Origin of the sequence: Limoniibacter endophyticus (genome assembly GCF_014652835.1) — a bacterium.
Lineage (GTDB): Bacteria > Pseudomonadota > Alphaproteobacteria > Rhizobiales > Rhizobiaceae > Limoniibacter > Limoniibacter endophyticus.
Genome location: NZ_BMZO01000004.1, coordinates 127,990 through 145,809 on the forward strand (window position 1 = coordinate 127,990; position 17,820 = coordinate 145,809).

Sequence of the window (17,820 nt, forward strand, 5' to 3'; positions counted from 1 at the left end):
GACTGGTTGAGCCTGATTGCTCAACCATCCAGTTGCTGCGCCGGCTCGATTGGCATCCTGAATTCGGCGGGAATTGCGGAAACGGCTACTTGATGCACCGCACACGAAAAGAGACGCGGCGCATATTCATCCCGTTAGGCAGGCAGCGCTTCCGAAAACAACACCGGCTCGCCGTTTGAAGGCGTAGCAATCTCGCCTTCCCACATGACGCGCTGGCCACGAATGATGGTGCCGACGGGCCAACCTTGCACCTCCTTGCCATCATAAGGCGTCCAGCCAGCCTTGGAGCCGGCCTGGGCGTTGGTGATGGTTTCGCGGCGCTTCATGTCGACGATTGTGAGATCAGCGTCATATCCCGCGGCAATGCGCCCCTTGCGGGCCATGCCGAACAGCCTCTGCGGGCCGGCGCTCGTCAGATCAACGAAACGCTGCAAGCTCAGACGACCGGCGTTGACATGATCGAGCATGATGGGAACCAGCGTCTGCACGCCCGTCATACCGGAAGGCGAAGCCGGATATGGCTTTGCCTTTTCCTCAAGAGTGTGCGGCGCATGATCCGAACCCAGCACGTCGACGACGCCATTGACGATACCGCTCCAGACGCCATCGCGATGGCGTGCGTCGCGCACAGGCGGGTTCATCTGAATCAGCGTGCCGAGCCGGGCGTAATCGTCGGAAACCAGCGTCAGGTGGTGCGGCGTTGCCTCGCAACTCGCAACGTCCTTGTGGTGCTCGAGGAAGGCGATCTCTTCTGCCGTCGTAATATGCAAGACGTGGATACGAGCGCGCGTTTCATGGGCGATACGAACGAGGCGTTCAGTGCATTTCAGAGCAGCAACCTCATCGCGCCAGACCGGATGCGACGATGGGTCATTCTCAACGCGCAGATCGGCGCGCTCGCGCATGCGGAATTCATCTTCCGAATGGAAGGCTGCGCGGCGGCGCACATTACGCAGGATTGACGCTACGCCTTCATCATCCTCGACGAGCAGGTTACCAGTGGAGGATCCCATGAAGACCTTGATACCCGCAGCACCGGGCAGGCGCTCCAGTTCGCCAACCTCGTGTGCATTTTCCCGCGTGCCACCTACCCAGAAGGCGAAGTCGCAATGCATACGCTGACGCGCGCGGTTGATCTTGTCTGCAAGCGCCGCTTCGCTGGTGGTCAGCGGATTGGTGTTCGGCATTTCGAAGACGGTCGTCACACCTCCAAGAACAGCGGCGCGCGATCCCGTTTCAAGATCTTCCTTATGCTCCAGTCCCGGCTCCCGGAAGTGAACCTGGCTGTCGATTACTCCGGGAAGAACATGCAGACCGGCGCAATCGATCACATGTGCAGCCTGCTCCGGCGAGAACGTGCCCAGCGCTTTGATGCGCCCGTCGACAATACCGACGTCGCGCACGCCTTCTCCGTCCTGATTGACGACGGTGCCGCCCTTGAGAATGAGATCGAATGTTTCAGCCATGTGTTCCGCCACGTTTTTGCGTCTTGTCCATTGTCCTCATGCGGCTTACGTAATGCACTATCCTGACGCAAGTCCAGAAACAGAGAATACGGCAGTCCAGCATGATCGAAGTTGCTTTATCCGACCGCAGTCTTATCGACGTGACCGGCGAGGATGCCGAGACACTCCTTCAGTCGATCGTCACCCTCGATCTGGACAGCTTGAAGGCCGGTGAATTACGGGCAAGCGCACTGCTGACCCCGCAGGGCAAAATCCTCTTTGATTTCCTCATTTCGCGACAGGAGAATGGCTTTCTAATCGATTGCCGTGCCGATATTGCCGATGATCTGGTCAAACGTCTGACGCTCTACAAACTGCGCGCCAGGGTGATGATTTCCAAGCGGGAACAAGTGTTTGCCGCCGCATGCTGGGATGATGAGTCCGGTGCCTCACGACCTGATTCAACGGGTTTGAGGGACCTCCGATTCGGAGAAACAGCCGTTTATCGGCGCTATGATGATTCTTTGAAGGCGACCGGCGATATCGCCTACTGGACGGATCTGCGCATCGCACACGCCGTCCCCGAAAGCGGCAGCGATTACGCCCTCAGCGATGCCTTTCCGCATGATATTCTTTTCGATCAGTCGGGCGGCGTCGGGTTACGCAAAGGCTGTTATATCGGCCAGGAAGTTGTCTCGCGGATGCATCATCGCGGCACAGCGCGAAGACGTCTTTTGATCGTCGAAAGCACGAAAGATCTGCCGCCAACCGAAACGCCGGTGACCACCTTCGGCAAGCCAATCGGCACGCTCGGCACCGTTTCCGGCAGCAAGGGTCTGGCCATCTTGCGTATCGACAAGGTCAAGACAGCGATGGATGCCGGCGAACCTCTCGTGGCCGATGGCGTAGCTCTGAATGCACGCATTCCGGACTGGGCGGGTTTCACCTTCCCCGAAAGCTCCGGCAGCGGAGACGAATGATGAAGGCTGCTCCGCGCGCGTGGCAGCGTATGCTCTCCGGTCGCCGTCTCAATCTGCTTGATCCATCACCGCTCGATATCGAAATCAGTGATATCGCGCACGGCCTTGCCCGTGTCGCGCGCTGGAATGGCCAGACGCGCGGCGAACATGCCTATTCGGTCGCCCAGCATTCTCTTCTTGTACTGGAGATTTTCGAACGCCTCCATCCCGATGCTTCACGCAATGATCGGCTGGCTGCATTGCTCCACGACGCACCGGAATATGTCATTGGCGACATGATCTCTCCGTTCAAATCCGTGATGGGTGGCGAGTATAAGCAAGTTGAAGAGCGGTTGCAGCAGACCATTCACCTGCGCTTTGGAATAAAACCGCAAATTTCCAAAACATTGAAAGCAGCCATCAAGCGAGCAGACCGGATTTCGGCCTATCGCGAAGCCGTTGAGCTTGCGGGCTTTGCGGAAAACGAGGCGGCCATCATCTTCGGACGACCACGTGGCATAGACACATCGACGCTCGATGTCTCACCGCGCCCGTCCGTCTTGGTACAAGACGAAATGATAGCGAAATTCCAACATATTCATATCTAGTATAAAATATCCCGATCGCCGTTGATCGAAAAATAGCACTTTGAAGGCATGAATGTATCTTTCGAGGAAAGAAAGATACACGCCGTGAATAAAGCTTATTACCTTGATCTATTTGAGAAAGTTTCACTTTCCATTATATTCTTTTTTATGTCCTACAGGTTTCTCGATGCGTTTCTGACGCGTGGAGATGTCATATCTCTTCTTCTTCTGATCACCGAAGCTGCATCGCTCTGCTTCATCCTTTTTCGCCGCCGCTCCGAAACAATTTCCGTTAACTGGCGCGACTGGATGCTCGCCTACTGCGGGAGCTTCCTTCCCCTTACGGTCCGGCCCGAAGAAACGGTAACCTTCGGCGCGGCCATAGCACTGGCGGGTTTTATCGGATCGTGCGGCATTCTGGTGCAACTCTGGGCAAAGTTCACGTTGCGCCGCAGCTTCGGCATCGTAGCAGCTAACCGCGGCGTGAAAACCCACGGACCGTATAGATTTGTCCGTCATCCCATGTATGCCGGCTACATGGTGACACAGATCGCATTCCTGGCGACCCATTACACCGCATATAATGTTACGATCTATGTCTTCCTCTGGGCTCTTCAGATAGGTCGAATTCTCGCCGAAGAGCGCATCCTGTTCCAGGATCCTGCTTATCAGGAGATGGCGATACGCGTGCGCCACCGTCTTTTACCCGGCATCTTTTAAGAATTGGTCCAGCTAGCACAATAAGCTTACCCGAAGGCAGCGTTCAGCGAATTGAAATTGCCAAGCTCTCCGCAAAGCGTAAATTCGGACGCTTCGCGGAGTCTCCTCATTATGACCAGTCTGTCTTCTTCCCGACCTGCATCCGCCTTTCCGTGGGTCATCGTCATCTGCGGCTGCCTCGTCGCACTGCTCAATTTCGGTCCGCGTTCGGCAATGGGCTTCTTCCAGCTACCGATGCTCTCGGATTTAGGCTGGGACCGTACGACCTTCGGCCTCGCCATGGCGTTGCAGAATCTTCTTTGGGGCATCGGCCAGCCGATCTTTGGCGCAGTCGCGGACAAGTACGGAACGTGGCGTGTGCTGCTCCTGTCCGGCATTCTCTACTGTGCCGGACTACTGATGATGGCTTTCGCGACCAATGAAGCGATGCTCCATATTGGCGGCGGCGTACTGGTCGGCCTCGGCGTTGCCGCCGGCTCCTTCGGCATCGTGCTCTCTGCGCTCGCCCGCAACACGGCTCCTGAACAGCGTTCTCTTGTCTTCGGTCTCGGCACGGCAGCGGGATCGGCCGGCATGTTCGTCTTCGCGCCTATTACGCAGGCGATGATTTCGCAATTCGGCTGGTCCAGCACACTGGTCTATTTCGCCATCGCCATGATGGCGATCCCGCTGCTTGGCCTGCCGCTGCGCGGTAATGCGAAGAACGCGCGCAATGCTATTGTCGAGTATGAACAGACGGCCCTGCAAGCACTGAAAGAAGCGTTCGGTCATCGCAGTTATATTCTGCTTTTCTCCGGCTTCTTCGTCTGCGGCTTCCAGGTCGCGTTCATTACCGCCCACTTCCCGGCCTATATAGCAGATCTTGGCATTGATGCCCGTTACGCGGTCATCGGCCTTGCCCTGATCGGCTTCTTCAACATTATCGGCTCGCTTGGCGCCGGCATTCTCGGGCAACGCCACTCCAAACCGATGATGCTTGCCTGGATCTATATTCTGCGCTCGGTCGCGGTCGCGGCCCTCCTGCTGCTGCCGCAGACGCCGACGACCATCATTGTATTCTCCATCGTCATGGGCTTGTTATGGCTCTCGACTGTTCCACCCACGAACGGCCTCGTGGCGGTCATGTTCGGCACGCGCCACCTCGGCCTTCTGGGCGGTGTCGTGTTTTTCTCCCACCAGATAGGCTCGTTCCTCGGCGTATGGCTGGGGGGATATCTCTATGATCGTTTCGGCTCGTATGATCCGGTATGGTGGTTCGGCGTCGCGCTCGGCATCTTCGCCGCAATCGTGCATCTGCCGATTTCAGAGAAGGCGGTGGCACGCACCGCTGTTGCCTAGTAGGGGCGCTTGAGCAAGGCCGACAGAAAACCGTCGCGCTCCTGCGGCGGCTCCAGCCCACGTGGCTCGTAGACATGGCGGGCAAAGAAGAACCCCGTCATGCGAAACGCGTTTCTTATATCCTCGAGCGAAGGCCTCACATCCGTCTCTTCGATTAGAAAGGCGGGCAGCGGCAGCATCTTTTCGACCCAAGGCAAGCCTGCTTCGCGCGAAACGGCGCGCCCCGACCGCGGCGAAACGTAGACCAATTCCTGGGTGGTGCCGGTCGCCGCGCATTCGGAAAGGTCGAGGCCAAAGCCCAGCTCTTCCAGCAGCATCAGCTCGAAGCGTACGAGCAGCTCGCCCGCCTCTCTCGCATCAAGCCGATCCACGACAAACGCCAACGCGTCAAACAGGCTGCCATGCGGATCGCGCTCGGGAAGCAGGCGCAAATGCGCGCCAAGCGTCTGGATGCCATAGACGCCTGGGGCGGAGGCAAAGAGGCGGGCAGCATTCAGCTTCACAGCTTCGACGGAGGTGAAAAGCCCCAAATGTTCATCGATACGGGCGCGCCAGGTAAGCGCGAGGCGGTTACCGGGCTGCAGAAGCGGCGAAAACCGGCGCGAACGGCCGCCCTTGACCATGCCGAGATGGCGACCACGCGCGCGCGTCATCACCTCGAGGATGACGCTGGTCTCGCCATGTCGACGTGTGCCGAGCACAATCCCTTCGTCGCGCCATTCCATTGTTTTGGCCCCTGCGAGGCATACTGAGCAAATGCCACTCGATTATTTTTGCAAGCACTTCGGCGACGCCCCTCCCCCCACTTTAGAATGTCTTGGCAAAGCCAGGGTGGGAGTGATCAAGCGTCAGCACGCATCACGCCAGAATATCCATTCCTCGATCAACCGCCCCCTTTGGGAGAGCGTAGGCGTCAGAGCAGTTTACCGCGGAAAATCCAATCCCATCTCCCGATAACGCTCCGGATCGTTAACCCAGTTCTCGCGAACTTTGACGAACAGGAAAAGATGCACCGGGCGCTCACAAATCTCGGTCAGTTCCTTTCGAGCGGCTTGGCCGATCGACCGGATGGCATCTCCGTTCTTTCCAAGAATGATCTTCTTCTGGCTCTCGCGTTCCACATAAATCGTCTGTTCGATGCGGACCGACCCGTCCTTTCGCTCCTGCCAGCTCTCAGTCTCGACATGCGACGAGTAAGGCAATTCCTCGTGCATTCGCAGAAAAAGCTTTTCGCGGGTGATTTCAGCCGCAAGCTGACGCATTGGCAAATCGGAGATCTGGTCTTCCGGATAATACCATGGCCCCTCCGCAACCTTTTCGGAAAGATAGTTCAAGAGATCTTCGCAGCCATAACCCTTGAGGGCGGAGATCATGAAGGTCGCGTCGAACTTGACCTTGGCATTGGCAGCTTCCGCCAACTCGAACAATTTCTCGCGCTTGATCTCGTCGATCTTGTTCAAGACCAGCACCTTGGGCTGACGGATGTTTTCCATCGCTTCCAGAATATCGGCTGCATCACCTTCGATGCCCCGTTCCGTATCCAGAATGAAAAGAACAACATCGGCGTCCTTTGCCCCTCCCCAGGCGCTCGTCACCATGGCTTTGTCGAGACGGCGCTTGGGGCGAAAGATGCCTGGTGTGTCCATTAAAACGAGCTGCGTCTGCCCATGCGTGACGATGCCGCGAATAAGCGCCCGGGTCGTCTGCACCTTATGCGTGACGATTGACACCTTGGAGCCGACGAGTTGGTTGACGAGCGTCGACTTGCCGGCATTTGGTGCGCCGATCAGCGCCACGAAGCCGGAACGGGTTTTAGGCTTTTGCTCTTCGCTCATGTGGCGTCTCCTTCTTTCCAGACGCCCTCGCGGGTGAGAAGCTTGACCGCGGCAGCCTGTTCGGCCTCACGCTTCGTGCGGCCCTGCCCCACCGTCGGTTCATAATTTTCCAGGTTCACCCGGATAGTGAAGACAGGATCGTGATCCGGTCCGGCACGATTTTCAAGCGAATAAACCGGGGCCTTGCCGCTCACCTGATGCGCCCATTCCTGAAGGGCGGTCTTGGGATCGCGGCGCGCTTCGATGTTGCGTTTTGAAAGCGGCTGCCAATAGCGTAGAATGAAAGTGCGCGCCACGTCCATACCCCCATCGAGATACAATGCGGCAATCAGCGCCTCCAGAGCATCCGCCCGCAGATTGACGCGCTTGCGACCCGTCGAGCCTTTCAGCTCCGCGCCTACATGCACCAGACCGGGCAGACCGATCTTGTCAGAAATACCGGCAAGGGTTTCTGCGTTGACAAGCGCATTGAAACGCAATGAAAGCTCCCCTTCGCTTGCGTCAGGAAAGCAGCGGAACAGAAGATCGGCTATCACCAGGCCCAGCACGCGATCTCCCAGGAACTCGAAACGCTCGTAATCGAAGCCCGTGCTCTTGCGGGCACTGGCATGCGTGAGCGCACGCCGCAGCGGTTCCGGGTCATGGAACTTGTGGCCGGTTGCTTCCTCCAGAGCTTCAGCCAGAGCTTGCGGCGAAAGTTTACGTGTACTCATGCGTCTTTACTTTACGAAGCTGAACAGGCGCAACGGACGCAGTTCGGAAGGCCAGTTCCAGATTTCCAGAGGGCTTGAGCCACCGGCAATCGAGAAGAAGATGATGTTGGCTTTTCCGACCAGATTTTCATGCGGTACGAAGCCAACATTGAAGCGGCTGTCGGAGGAGTTATCGCGATTATCGCCCATCATGAAATAATGGCCTTCGGGCACGACGAATTCGCGTGTGTCGTCGCCCATCGTGTTCGGCGCAAGGTCAAGCGTGTCATAGGAAACGCCGTTCGGCAAAGTTTCCCGATAGACGTCGACGGGACGATTGACCTGGGTAATATCGGGATTGTTGATCTCGCCGGTCTTTTCACGCGGGACAGCTTCGCCGTTCAGGAAAAGCACGCCGCCGCGCATCTGCACACGATCGCCCGGCAGGCCGATGACGCGCTTGATATAATCAATGCTCGGATCCGGCGGAAACTTGAAGACTACCACATCCCCGCGCTCCGGCTGTCCGTCCCAGATGCGCCCTTCAAAGAGATTCGGGGAGAACGGAAAGGAATAGCGCGAAAAGCCGTAGGACCACTTCGTGACGAAAAGATAATCGCCCTCGAGCAGCGTCGGACGCATTGAGCCGGACGGAATGGAGAACGGCTGGAACAGGAAGGTACGGATAACGAAGGCAAGCAGAATCGCCTGAACGATGACGCTCAGCGTTTCGCCGAAACCGCCGGATTTCTTGGAAGATGTATCAGCCACGCTGGTAGGGTCCTAATTTGTCGCTGCTCATTCTCTAGCCGCTCGGCCATATGAGGGCAACAAGCGTGGACAAGCTGGTTTTTGAAAACCGCAAACTGCGGCGTTTATTCGACGCTTAATGCCTCGATGATGACAAATGCCTGGGCAAGCGGATAGTCATCGGTGATCGTCAGGTGGATCACCGCCCGCTGTCCTGGCCTGAGCAGCGCATGCAGTCGCCGCTCCGCTCCGTTGGTCAGCGACATGGTGGGTTTCCCGCTCGGCTTGTTGACCACGCCCATGTCGCGCCAGAAAACGCCCTGCGCAAGCCCGGTGCCGAGCGCCTTGGCGCAGGCCTCCTTGGCCGCGAAACGCTTGGCGTAAGAAGCGGCACGTTGCTTGCGTCCTTCCGACTTTCGTCGCTCGATATCCGTAAACACGCGCTCGATAAAGCGCTCGCCATGCTTTTCGAGTGTCTTTTCGATACGGCGAATATCGATAAGGTCGGAGCCCATGCCGATGATCATGTTTCTTCTCCCTTCTCGAAAAGCATCATCCGTTCACGCGATGCGCGGCAGATACCCACTTGTTTTCCTTGAGCTGCGATAAAAGCCGATTGAGATGCTTGAGATCACGGATCTCGAGGTCAATCAGCATCTCGGTGAAATCGGGCGCCGTACGCAACATCGTCAATGTGTCGATATTGGCGTCAGCCGCCGCAATCACCTGCGCGATGTCGGCAAGCGAGCCCGGTGCGTTGATGGCGGTGACCGAAACGCGAGCCGGAAAGCGCTCATTGCTGTCCTCGTCAATGTCCCAGCGAACATCGATCCAGCGCTCCGGCTGGTCATCGAAGGCAGTCAGGGACGGCGACTGGATCGGATAGATGGTAATGCCGGAACCTGCCTGCATAATGCCGACAATACGGTCGCCCGGAACTGCCCCTTCCGGCGCAAAGCGTACCGGAAGATCCCCATGTATGCCGCGAATGGGTAACGCAGCAGAAGCCTTGCCTGCTTCCTGCCCCTCGCCCTGGACCTGAAACAGCATGCCGGTCGCGTTGCCAAGATTGACCCAGCCATCCACCTTCTGTTTCGGTGTAGCGTGCCTGTCGTCCTTCATCTCGGGGAAGACGGCTTTCAAAACATCAGCCGAGGCGATCTCGCCGCGTCCGACGGCTGCCAGCACGTCCTCAATATCCTTGCGGGCCAAACGGTGCAGGACGTTTTTCAAGGCATCCTTCGAAAAAGTTTTGCCAGCGCGCTCGAAGCTGCGCTCGAGTATGCGCGTGCCGAGACCCGAATATTGCTTACGGATAGCATTGCGCGTTGCACGCCGGATCGCCGAACGTGCCTTGCCGGTGACCACGACCGATTCCCACGCCGTCGGTGGCACTTGCGCCTTGGAGCGTACGATCTCGACTTCGTCGCCATTTTTCAGCTCTGTCATCAAAGGCATGATACGCCCGTTGATCTTCACGCCAACGCAGGTGTTGCCCACATCCGTATGCACCGCATAGGCAAAATCGATCGGGGTCGCGCCACGCGGCAGCGCTATGAGCTGCCCTTTCGGGGTGAAGCAAAAGACCTGATCCTGAAACAGTTCAAGCTTGGTATTTTCGAGAAAATCTTCCGGATTATCGCCTTCGGACAGTGCTTCGATCGTACGGCGAAGCCAGGCATAGGCATTGGTCTCCTTCAGCGAAGCGCTCGAACTGCCTCCCTTGTCCTTATAGATCGAATGTGCAGCAACACCGTATTCCGCGACCGTGTCCATGGCTCGCGTACGAATCTGCAGCTCCACGCGCTGGCGCAACGGCCCTACGATCGTCGTGTGCAGCGACTGGTAATCATTCTGCTTCGGTGTCGAGATGTAATCCTTGAAGCGCCCCGGAACCATCGACCATGTGGTGTGGATGGCGCCCAGAGCCAGATAGCAGTCGGCAACCTTGTCCACCAGAACACGGAAGCCATAGAGATCGGAAAGCTGACCGAAGGAAAGCGCCTTGCTTTCCATCTTGCGGAAGACCGACCACGGCTTTTTCTGCCGGCTCTTCACGACAGCCTTTATGCCATACTCATCGAACAGCTTGCCGAGGGCACCCTCGATCTCGCCAATGACGGATTCACTGCGCTCGAAGACGTCCTCAAGGCGCGCGGTTACGGTCCGGTACGCTTCCGGATTGATGATCTGGAAGGAGAGGTTTTCAAGTTCCTCGCGCATATCCTGCATACCCATGCGGCCGGCGAGCGGCGCGTAGATATCCATCGTCTCTTCAGCTATGCGGATCTGCTTGTCCTCGCGCATGGCACCCAGCGTGCGCATATTGTGCAGGCGATCGGCCAGTTTGACGAGAAGCACGCGCACGTCTTCGGAAATGGCAAGCAAGAGCTTTCGCAGATTCTCAGCCTGCGCGGCCTTCTTCGAGACGAGATCCAGCTTCTTGAGCTTGGTCAGGCCCTCGACAAGCGTACCCATCTCGGAGCCAAACAGCTCATCGATTTCCTGGCGAGTCGCGGTCGTATCCTCGATCGTGTCATGCAGAAGAGCAACGGCGATCGTTGCCTCATCCATGCGCATTTCCGTCAGAATGGCCGCCACTTCGAGAGGGTGGGAAAAGTAGGGATCGCCTGATGCTCGTTTTTGTGATCCGTGCTTCTGCATGGCGTAAACATACGCCTTGTTGAGCAGAGCTTCATTTACCTCCGGCTTGTAGCGCTGCACGCGCTCGACAAGCTCATATTGGCGCATCATTGGCGAATTTCCCGCGACTATTCTTGCGCGCCATCAAGAAGAGAGCGCGAAAATGAAACATGCGCCGCAAAATTTTCGCGACGCACGTCATATTTAGCGGTGAAGTTCCTAATAAAAAAGGGCGCTTCACGCCCTTCTCTATCAGAAATCTTCGCTTTTTTCCGGCGGTTCGAGACCCTCGATGCCAGCCAGAAGATCTTCTTCCGACATGCGATCGAAAGTGACGACATCGTCGACAGTATCGAAATCTTCTGAACCTTCTGCTGCAACGGGCGCTGAATCTTCCGGTTCGTCAACCTCGACATGGCGCTGCAGCGAGTGAATCAGATCTTCCTTCAGATCGCCTGGCGAGAGGGTTTCGTCAGCGATTTCGCGCAGAGCAACGACAGGATTCTTGTCGTTGTCGCGGTCGACCGTGATCTGCGAACCCTGCGAGATCAGACGGGCGCGGTGAGCTGCGAGAAGAACGAGCTCGAACCGATTGTCGACCTTGTCGATGCAGTCCTCAACAGTGACGCGGGCCATGGATTGCCCCTTTCATGTATCGCGAAATTGGGATTTGAACGCGTCACATAGCGCGATATCACCTGCAATACAAGGGTATCTGGCACTTTGCCCGAACAGGGGCCGGTATTCTCCCGGCTAAAATGACCGAAGGCCGCAACCGGTGCACCGGAAGCGGAACAATATGGCAGGGACGCGCTTGTTACATTTATCTCTTGGAAAGTGTAAGAAGCGGGGTTAAGAGCATTCTTTGGGGGACATGCGGGGTCAAACGAGGCCTTACCTGTTCTTAAAGCCTCTGAAATTGCCTTGATAGCCTATTGCGGAAAAGGACTTTCGACTAATGTTTGATCCACGCGAGAAAATTGCCCTCTTCATCGACGGCGCGAACCTCTATGCAACCTCCCGCGCGCTCGGCTTCGATATTGATTATCGCAAGCTTTTATCGTCGTTTCAGAAACGTGGATATCTGTTGCGTGCGCATTATTATACGGCTCTCGTCGAGGATCAGGAATATTCCTCGATCCGTCCGCTGATCGACTGGCTGGACTATAATGGCTACAAGGTCGTGACGAAGCCGGCGAAGGAATTTACCGATGCAACCGGGCGCCGCAAGATCAAGGGCAACATGGACATCGAACTCGCGATCGATGCGCTGGAACTTGCCGATGTCGTCGACCACTATGTCATCTTCTCGGGCGATGGTGATTTCCGTTCATTGGTCGAGGCTCTGCAGCGGCGCGGCCGCAAGGTTTCCGTCATCTCGACCATGTCCTCGCAGCCACCAATGATTTCCGACGAACTGCGCCGTCAGGCCGATCATTTCATCGATCTTCAGACGATGGAAAAGGAAGTTGGCCGCGAGTTGAGCGAGCGTCCGCAGCGTCGTGAGCCTGCTGGCAATTTCGACGACGCGATCTGATTTTCCTGGCGGCAATGCGTCGGTATGCGTTGCCGCCGATTCGGTTTTTACTCGATTGAGCGCTTCCTCCTGAGATATAAGGCGAGCCTCCCGCTCCCGCTCACCCTCATGCCTTAACGGGCCTGCCGGAAAGACCATGCGAGCATCGACTTTTCCTCTTGGACCGGAACCAGACCGGGATTGCGCGCTCTGCCCTCGCCTGCACGATTTTATCCAGGAGTGGCGCACGCGTGAACCAAGCTGGTTCAATGCACCCGTCCCAACTTTTCTGCCTGCGGCCGGTGATGCTTCCGCCAAACTGTTGATCGTTGGCCTTGCGCCAGGCGTGCGCGGAGCGAACCGCACCGGACGACCGTTCACCGGCGACTATGCCGGAGATCTCCTCTACAGCACTCTCATCGAGTTCGGCTTTGCCAAAGGCGTCTTCAAGGCGCGCCCGGATGACGGCTTGACTCTGGTCGATGCTGCGCTCACCAACGCCGTGCGATGCGTACCGCCGGAAAACAAACCGGTTGGCGCCGAAATCAATCAGTGCAGGACCTTTCTGAAGCCGACGATCGCGCGGTTCGAAAATCTGCGCGCCATCGTTACGCTGGGAACTATTTCGCATCAGTCGGTCGTGCGTGCGCTGGAAGGCAAGGTTGCCGCCCATCCTTTCAGCCATGGCGGCCAGAGCGATATCGGAAATATCCGCATCTTCTCAAGCTACCACTGCTCCCGGTACAATACGAATACAGGCCGCCTCACCACCGAAATGTTCGTTGACGTATTCAGGGCAGTACGCGCCTATCTGGACGCGCTGAAAGACTGACCAAGCCGCCAGTTGTCTAAAAGCTCAACCGTAGTTCTTCAACAAACGTGATTTCTCGCGATTCCAGTCGCGTTGTTTTTCAGTTTCGCGCTTGTCGTGAAGCTTCTTGCCGCGTCCGACGGCCAGTTGCAGCTTGGCCATGCCACGCTCATTGAAATAGAGCTTCAGGGGCACCATGGTCATGCCCTCTTTTTCGACGCTCTGCGCCAGACGCGCCATTTCCCGCTTGCTTACGAGGAGCTTGCGGCGGCGGCGAGGCTCATGGTTGAAGCGATTGCCTTCGAGATATTCGGGAATGTAGGAGTTGATCAGCCAGATTTCCCCGCCCTCGACAGAAGCGTATGACTCCTGGATATTAGCCTGGCTGCGGCGCAACGACTTGACCTCGGTGCCTGTCAGCACCAAGCCCGCTTCGAGCGTGTCTAGTATCTCGTAGGAAAAGCGCGCCTTGCGGTTTTCCGAAATAACTTTGTAATTCGTTTTCTTTTCGGCCATGGGCTTTAAATAGGCATTCTCCCGCAATTTCGCGAGAGAATTTTTCCCTGTCTATAGAAATGCTTAGTTCAGCAATCCCGCGTGCACCAAGGCGGCGTCGATCTTCCTCTGGGTGGCCTCCTCGACCGTCACCATCGGCAGGCGAAGTGCGTTCTTGACCTTGCCCAGACGGGACAGCGCATATTTCACGCCAGCCGGGTTAGGCTCGAGGAACAGCGCCTTGTGCAGCGGCATCAAGCGGTCCTGCAACTCGATGGCGCGATCACGATCGCCCGACAAGGATGCTTTCTGGAACTCGGCGCACAGGCGTGGCGCAACATTCGCCGTAACCGATATACACCCTACCCCGCCATGTGCGTTAAAGCCGAGGGCCGAGGCATCTTCACCGGAAAGCTGGATGAAATCCTTGCCGCACGTGGCACGTTGTTCGCTGACGCGCTCGACCTTGCCGGTCGCATCCTTGACACCGCGAATATTCGAGCAATCCCGCACGAGCTGGCCCATCGTATCCGGCATCATGTCGATGATCGAACGCGGCGGAATATTATAGATAATGACTGGCAAGCTCGTGGCCTTGGCGACGGCTGCGAAATGCTCGTAAAGTCCACGCTGGTTCGGCTTGTTATAATAGGGCGTGACGACGAGGACACCATCGGCGCCTACCTTTTCTGCGAACTGCGAAAGGCTGATGGCCTCACGTGTATTATTCGAACCGGCACCCGCGATCACGGGTACGCGCTTGGCCGCGACCTCGACGCAGATTTCGACGACGCGATGATGCTCATCATGCGTCAATGTAGGCGTTTCGCCGGTGGTGCCGACAGGAACAAGTCCAGTCGTACCCTCTGCAATCTGCCACTCGACAAATTCGCGAAAGGCTTTTTCGTCGAGACGTCCGTCTTCGAGAAACGGGGTCACGAGCGCTGTAATCGAGCCTCTCAACATATGCCAAACTCCAACAAGGCAGATTAATATCGATTTCGCGGTTTCGCGCTTTTTAGGCGCAATTGCAAGCGGCATCACCATAGTTCTGACATTTCGCCGTCGCACAGAAGCATGCGCGTCACAGCGCTAAAATTTAAACTATTCGTGAATGGCCGGTAGGCGATTGTTAATGAAGTGTTGCGAAGATCGTCGCAGCTGTAGCTTCACCGGTATCGAACCGGTCGAGATCATTGCGAACGGTGCAGCAGGGCTTGCACAAGGAGCTGCGGCATAAGAACATCTGGCGATCCTTGTCGGCGCAGTCCGCCGGCAACGACCTTCGACTTGCGGGAATTTTAATGTCGAACCGGCGAAATGCATTTTTGATCTGCACTGCGCTCTGGCTGGCAGCAAGCCCATCCATGGCCAATGATGCGCTTTCCTATGGCCCGATTCCGCAGCAACGGCCCGAATCCTTCAACTCGCTCGACACCAGCCTGACAACCGGCGCAATTTCTGGTGACCGCATGGCCACGCCAGCGCGAGGCGGAAGCAACATGCCCGTGTTGAAAGCCGGTCTTGATGCGCTTGCCCGCGGCAATGTCGCAACAGCTCTGGCCTCTCGCGATCGTTTGCCTTCCGGCTCACTCGACCGTCAGATCCTGACCTGGGCGCTTGTCCATCGTGCTTCCGGCAACCTGAATAGCGGTGAAATAGCAGCAGCTTCCGCCGAATTGCGTGGCTGGCCCGGCGCCAAGGGCCTGCGCGCCAAAAGCGAACGCGCTTTGCTGAAGGAAAACCCGGCACCCCAACTCGTGCTCCAGGCTTTCGGCAATACCAAGCCGGAGACGATCGAAGGCGCGCAGATCAAAGCGCGTGCCCATATTGCGCTCGGACAGGTCGAACAGGCCCGCAACACGCTTGCCCCCTTCTGGCGCAAGGAAAAGCTCGACGCCAAGGATGAACAGGCGATCATTCGCGAATTCGGCTCTGTTCTGTCGCGCGCAGATCATCGCGTACGCATGGAGGCGATGCTTTATATTGACCGGATCACCTCTGCTGAACGCGTCGCAGGCCTAGCCGGCGCCGAGTCTCTTCTCAAGGCATGGGCTGCGGCAACCCGAAACGAAGCCAATGCCGCCGCCCTTCTGGGCAAGGTTCCGGCAGCACAGCGTTCCGCCGGCTACATATTCGCCAAGGCGCGTTATGAGCGGCGCAAGGAACGCTTCACCCAGGCCGCGCAGACCATTTTGCAAGCCCCAAAGGACCTCGCTTCGCTGATCGACCCGGATGCGTGGTGGGTGGAACGTCGAGTGCTTTCGCGTGAATTGCTGGATGTTGGCAAGCCGGATCTCGCTTATAAGGTTGCGGCTCAGCATACCGGCGGCAAACCTTCGGTCGTCGTGGACGCTGAATTCCATGCTGGCTGGTTCGCTTTGCGCGGGACGGGTAACGCAAAGGCGGCAGCGCATCATTTCAACCAGATTCTGCGGATTGCTGACGGCCCCATCTCGCGTTCGCGCGGCTATTATTGGCTCGGACGCGCCGCAGAAGCTGGCGGTGGCGGCAACGCTCAGGATTATTATCGCCGTGCGGCACAATACGGTGCCACCTATTACGGCCAGCTTGCCGGAGCCAAGCTGGGCCTGCACTCCGTTCCCGTCCCCTATCCAAGTCCAACACCAAGCGAGCGCCTTGCCTTTGAAAGCCGTCCTGGCACGCAGGCCATCAAACGCCTGATCCAAGCCGATCATGCGTCACTTGCTACACCGCTCTATTTCGGCATGGCGAGCGAACTCACAAGTCCAGGAGAACTTGCTCTCCTCGCCGTTCTGGCGGAAAAAGAGAGCGGGCATTATCTGTCGCTCAAAGTCGGCAAAATTGCCGCCAATCGCGGTCTGGAAATCGGGGCGCTAGCTCACCCGCTCGGTGCGATTCCGGATTCGGCGCGCATTGGCGCAGCCGGCAAGGCGCTCGCCTACGCCATTGCCCGCCAGGAGAGTGAGTTCAATGTCGGTGCGATCTCGCCAGTCGGCGCGGCAGGCCTGCTCCAGCTCATGCCCGGCACCGCGCAGGAGATGGCCAAGAAAACCGGCCTCGGCTATTCGAAATCCAGACTGACCAGCGATGCCGCTTACAATGCCACGCTCGGAGCGGCCTATCTCGCGCAGCAGCTGGAGAATTTCAACGGGTCCTACATCATGACCTTCGCGGGCTACAATGCAGGTCCGCGCCGGGCCCGCGAATGGGCGGAGCGATATGGCGATCCGCGCGGCAAGGATATTGACGCGGTGGTCGATTGGGTCGAACGTATTCCGTTCACTGAAACACGATCCTACGTGCAGCGCGTGATGGAGAATTATCAGGTCTACAAAATGCGTCTGACCGGGAGCTACGACATTACCGCTGACCTTATCAACGGTCGCTAGTCCACGATAGAACAGAGAAGCCCGCCCAAAGCGGGCTTCTCGCGTTTAGAAGAAAAACCGGACAGCAACGAAGCCGCCAAGCAGAAGCGCAACAGCGACCGAAAAGACCAACCCCAACCTCCGCTCGATGAACTCGCGTACCGGCGGCCCAACCCAGTAAAGTAGTGCCGCAACTGCATAAAAACGCATTCCGCGGGCAATGAAACTGAAAATGAGGAAGGTCACAATATCGAGGCCAGTCGCGCCGCTGGCAATCGTGATGATCTTATAAGGGAACGGGGTCAGCCCGCCGATAAGCACGATCCATGTTCCCCACGCATTATAAAATTCTGCGAATGATCCGAACTGGTCAGCATAGCCATAGAGCCGCAATATCGGCGTGGCGAGTTGTTCGAACAGAAAGGCTCCGATCAGATAACCGGCCAGGCCCCCCAGGACGGATGCTGCCGTGCAGATGAAGGCAAGCCGCCAGGCTCTTGCCCGGCTGGACAATATCATGGGGATGAGAAGCGCATCCGGGGGGATCGGAAAGAACGAGCTTTCGGCGAAGGAAACGGCTCCAAGCGCATAGGTGGCCTTCGGCTTGGCAGCTAGGCGCATCGTCCAATCATAGAGGGCACGAATCATGTTTCTCTCCAGTCGCGCACCTGAATAG

At 57.3% G+C, this 17,820-nt stretch carries 18 protein-coding genes; 7 read left to right on the top strand and 11 right to left on the bottom strand.

What is annotated here, in order from left to right; all coding sequences use genetic code 11:
• Positions 1-134 precede the first annotated feature (134 nt).
• The gene (locus tag IE151_RS07110) at positions 135-1,466 is read right to left on the bottom strand and encodes a dihydroorotase (protein WP_189489292.1); all 1,332 of its coding nucleotides are present in this window, start codon (positions 1,464-1,466) and stop codon (positions 135-137) included.
• 101 nt (positions 1,467-1,567) lie between these two features.
• Here IE151_RS07110 and ygfZ point away from each other — a divergent pair, with 101 nt between their 5' ends.
• From ygfZ to IE151_RS07130, 4 genes are all read left to right on the top strand, one after another.
• On the top strand, positions 1,568-2,425 hold the full coding sequence (ygfZ, locus tag IE151_RS07115) for a CAF17-like 4Fe-4S cluster assembly/insertion protein YgfZ (protein ID WP_189489294.1): 858 nt from the start codon (positions 1,568-1,570) through the stop codon (positions 2,423-2,425).
• Positions 2,422-3,012 carry a YfbR-like 5'-deoxynucleotidase gene (locus IE151_RS07120; protein ID WP_189489296.1) on the top strand — a complete coding sequence of 197 codons (591 nt, stop codon included), beginning with the start codon at positions 2,422-2,424 and terminating at the stop codon, positions 3,010-3,012. Before ygfZ ends, IE151_RS07120 begins: the two co-directional genes overlap by 4 nt.
• 147 nt (positions 3,013-3,159) lie before the next feature.
• Positions 3,160-3,711, top strand: a complete 552-nt coding sequence (locus tag IE151_RS07125; RefSeq protein WP_210310869.1) for a methyltransferase family protein — start codon at positions 3,160-3,162, stop codon at positions 3,709-3,711.
• Between the two features lie 111 nt (positions 3,712-3,822).
• A complete protein-coding gene (locus IE151_RS07130) occupies positions 3,823-5,049 on the top strand; it encodes an MFS transporter (protein ID WP_189489300.1) in 1,227 nt (408 codons plus the stop codon).
• Here the strand turns inward: IE151_RS07130 and recO are convergent.
• The 7 genes from recO to rpoZ all read right to left on the bottom strand — a co-directional run bounded on the left by recO (position 5,046) and on the right by rpoZ (position 11,605).
• Complete coding sequence (recO, locus tag IE151_RS07135) at positions 5,046-5,774, bottom strand: DNA repair protein RecO (protein ID WP_189489302.1); 729 nt, start codon at positions 5,772-5,774, stop codon at positions 5,046-5,048. The two genes, IE151_RS07130 and recO, sit on opposite strands and share 4 nt — an antisense overlap.
• Positions 5,775-5,972: 198 nt before the next feature.
• Entirely contained in the window at positions 5,973-6,884 is a 912-nt protein-coding gene (gene era / locus IE151_RS07140) for a GTPase Era (protein WP_189489304.1), read from the bottom strand.
• A complete protein-coding gene (gene rnc, locus IE151_RS07145) occupies positions 6,881-7,597 on the bottom strand; it encodes a ribonuclease III (protein ID WP_189489306.1) in 717 nt (238 codons plus the stop codon). The genes era and rnc overlap by 4 nt, the downstream gene beginning before the upstream one ends.
• A gap of 6 nt (positions 7,598-7,603) precedes the next feature.
• Entirely contained in the window at positions 7,604-8,347 is a 744-nt protein-coding gene (gene lepB, locus IE151_RS07150; RefSeq protein ID WP_189489308.1) for a signal peptidase I, read from the bottom strand.
• Positions 8,348-8,451: 104 nt separating this feature from the next.
• Positions 8,452-8,853, bottom strand: coding sequence for a holo-ACP synthase (acpS, locus tag IE151_RS07155; RefSeq protein ID WP_189489310.1), 402 nt, complete (start codon positions 8,851-8,853; stop codon positions 8,452-8,454).
• Between the two features lie 25 nt (positions 8,854-8,878).
• Positions 8,879-11,080, bottom strand: a complete 2,202-nt coding sequence (locus IE151_RS07160) for a RelA/SpoT family protein (RefSeq protein ID WP_189489312.1) — start codon at positions 11,078-11,080, stop codon at positions 8,879-8,881.
• 141 nt (positions 11,081-11,221) lie between these two features.
• Positions 11,222-11,605 carry a DNA-directed RNA polymerase subunit omega gene (gene rpoZ, locus IE151_RS07165; RefSeq protein ID WP_189489314.1) on the bottom strand — a complete coding sequence of 128 codons (384 nt, stop codon included), beginning with the start codon at positions 11,603-11,605 and terminating at the stop codon, positions 11,222-11,224.
• Positions 11,606-11,927: 322 nt separating this feature from the next.
• Between rpoZ and IE151_RS07170 the strand changes: the two genes are divergently transcribed.
• Together IE151_RS07170 and IE151_RS07175 are read left to right on the top strand one after the other, a co-directional pair.
• Entirely contained in the window at positions 11,928-12,506 is a 579-nt protein-coding gene (locus tag IE151_RS07170) for a LabA-like NYN domain-containing protein (protein WP_189489316.1), read from the top strand.
• Positions 12,507-12,642: 136 nt separating this feature from the next.
• A complete protein-coding gene (locus IE151_RS07175; RefSeq protein ID WP_189489318.1) occupies positions 12,643-13,317 on the top strand; it encodes a uracil-DNA glycosylase in 675 nt (224 codons plus the stop codon).
• A 24-nt stretch (positions 13,318-13,341) separates the two neighbouring features.
• On the opposite strand, the gene smpB is transcribed toward IE151_RS07175, so the two are convergent.
• Together smpB and dapA are read right to left on the bottom strand one after the other, a co-directional pair.
• Positions 13,342-13,812, bottom strand: coding sequence for an SsrA-binding protein SmpB (gene smpB / locus IE151_RS07180; protein ID WP_189489319.1), 471 nt, complete (start codon positions 13,810-13,812; stop codon positions 13,342-13,344).
• A 63-nt stretch (positions 13,813-13,875) separates the two neighbouring features.
• Positions 13,876-14,757, bottom strand: coding sequence for a 4-hydroxy-tetrahydrodipicolinate synthase (dapA, locus tag IE151_RS07185; RefSeq protein WP_189489320.1), 882 nt, complete (start codon positions 14,755-14,757; stop codon positions 13,876-13,878).
• 338 nt (positions 14,758-15,095) lie between these two features.
• On the opposite strand from dapA, the gene IE151_RS07190 reads away from it, so the two are divergent.
• On the top strand, positions 15,096-17,165 hold the full coding sequence (locus tag IE151_RS07190) for a lytic transglycosylase domain-containing protein (protein WP_244636643.1): 2,070 nt from the start codon (positions 15,096-15,098) through the stop codon (positions 17,163-17,165).
• Positions 17,166-17,210: 45 nt separating this feature from the next.
• Here IE151_RS07190 and IE151_RS07195 read toward each other — a convergent pair whose 3' ends face one another.
• Positions 17,211-17,792, bottom strand: coding sequence for a YqaA family protein (locus IE151_RS07195; RefSeq protein ID WP_189489321.1), 582 nt, complete (start codon positions 17,790-17,792; stop codon positions 17,211-17,213).
• Positions 17,793-17,820: the final 28 nt, after the last annotated feature.

Excerpts from the sequence above, each read along its gene's own strand:
- IE151_RS07110 (WP_189489292.1), bottom strand. The coding sequence starts at position 1,466 with ATGGCTGAAACATTCGATCTCATTCTCAAGGGCGGCACCGTCGTCAAT.
- ygfZ (WP_189489294.1), top strand. The coding sequence starts at position 1,568 with ATGATCGAAGTTGCTTTATCCGACCGCAGTCTTATCGACGTGACCGGC.
- IE151_RS07120 (WP_189489296.1), top strand. The coding sequence starts at position 2,422 with ATGATGAAGGCTGCTCCGCGCGCGTGGCAGCGTATGCTCTCCGGTCGC.
- IE151_RS07125 (WP_210310869.1), top strand. The coding sequence starts at position 3,160 with ATGTCCTACAGGTTTCTCGATGCGTTTCTGACGCGTGGAGATGTCATA.
- IE151_RS07130 (WP_189489300.1), top strand. The coding sequence starts at position 3,823 with ATGACCAGTCTGTCTTCTTCCCGACCTGCATCCGCCTTTCCGTGGGTC.
- recO (WP_189489302.1), bottom strand. The coding sequence starts at position 5,774 with ATGGAATGGCGCGACGAAGGGATTGTGCTCGGCACACGTCGACATGGC.
- era (WP_189489304.1), bottom strand. The coding sequence starts at position 6,884 with ATGAGCGAAGAGCAAAAGCCTAAAACCCGTTCCGGCTTCGTGGCGCTG.
- rnc (WP_189489306.1), bottom strand. The coding sequence starts at position 7,597 with ATGAGTACACGTAAACTTTCGCCGCAAGCTCTGGCTGAAGCTCTGGAG.
- acpS (WP_189489310.1), bottom strand. The coding sequence starts at position 8,853 with ATGATCATCGGCATGGGCTCCGACCTTATCGATATTCGCCGTATCGAA.
- IE151_RS07160 (WP_189489312.1), bottom strand. The coding sequence starts at position 11,080 with ATGATGCGCCAATATGAGCTTGTCGAGCGCGTGCAGCGCTACAAGCCG.
- rpoZ (WP_189489314.1), bottom strand. The coding sequence starts at position 11,605 with ATGGCCCGCGTCACTGTTGAGGACTGCATCGACAAGGTCGACAATCGG.
- IE151_RS07170 (WP_189489316.1), top strand. The coding sequence starts at position 11,928 with ATGTTTGATCCACGCGAGAAAATTGCCCTCTTCATCGACGGCGCGAAC.
- IE151_RS07175 (WP_189489318.1), top strand. The coding sequence starts at position 12,643 with ATGCGAGCATCGACTTTTCCTCTTGGACCGGAACCAGACCGGGATTGC.
- smpB (WP_189489319.1), bottom strand. The coding sequence starts at position 13,812 with ATGGCCGAAAAGAAAACGAATTACAAAGTTATTTCGGAAAACCGCAAG.
- dapA (WP_189489320.1), bottom strand. The coding sequence starts at position 14,757 with ATGTTGAGAGGCTCGATTACAGCGCTCGTGACCCCGTTTCTCGAAGAC.
- IE151_RS07190 (WP_244636643.1), top strand. The coding sequence starts at position 15,096 with ATGTCGAACCGGCGAAATGCATTTTTGATCTGCACTGCGCTCTGGCTG.
- IE151_RS07195 (WP_189489321.1), bottom strand. The coding sequence starts at position 17,792 with ATGATTCGTGCCCTCTATGATTGGACGATGCGCCTAGCTGCCAAGCCG.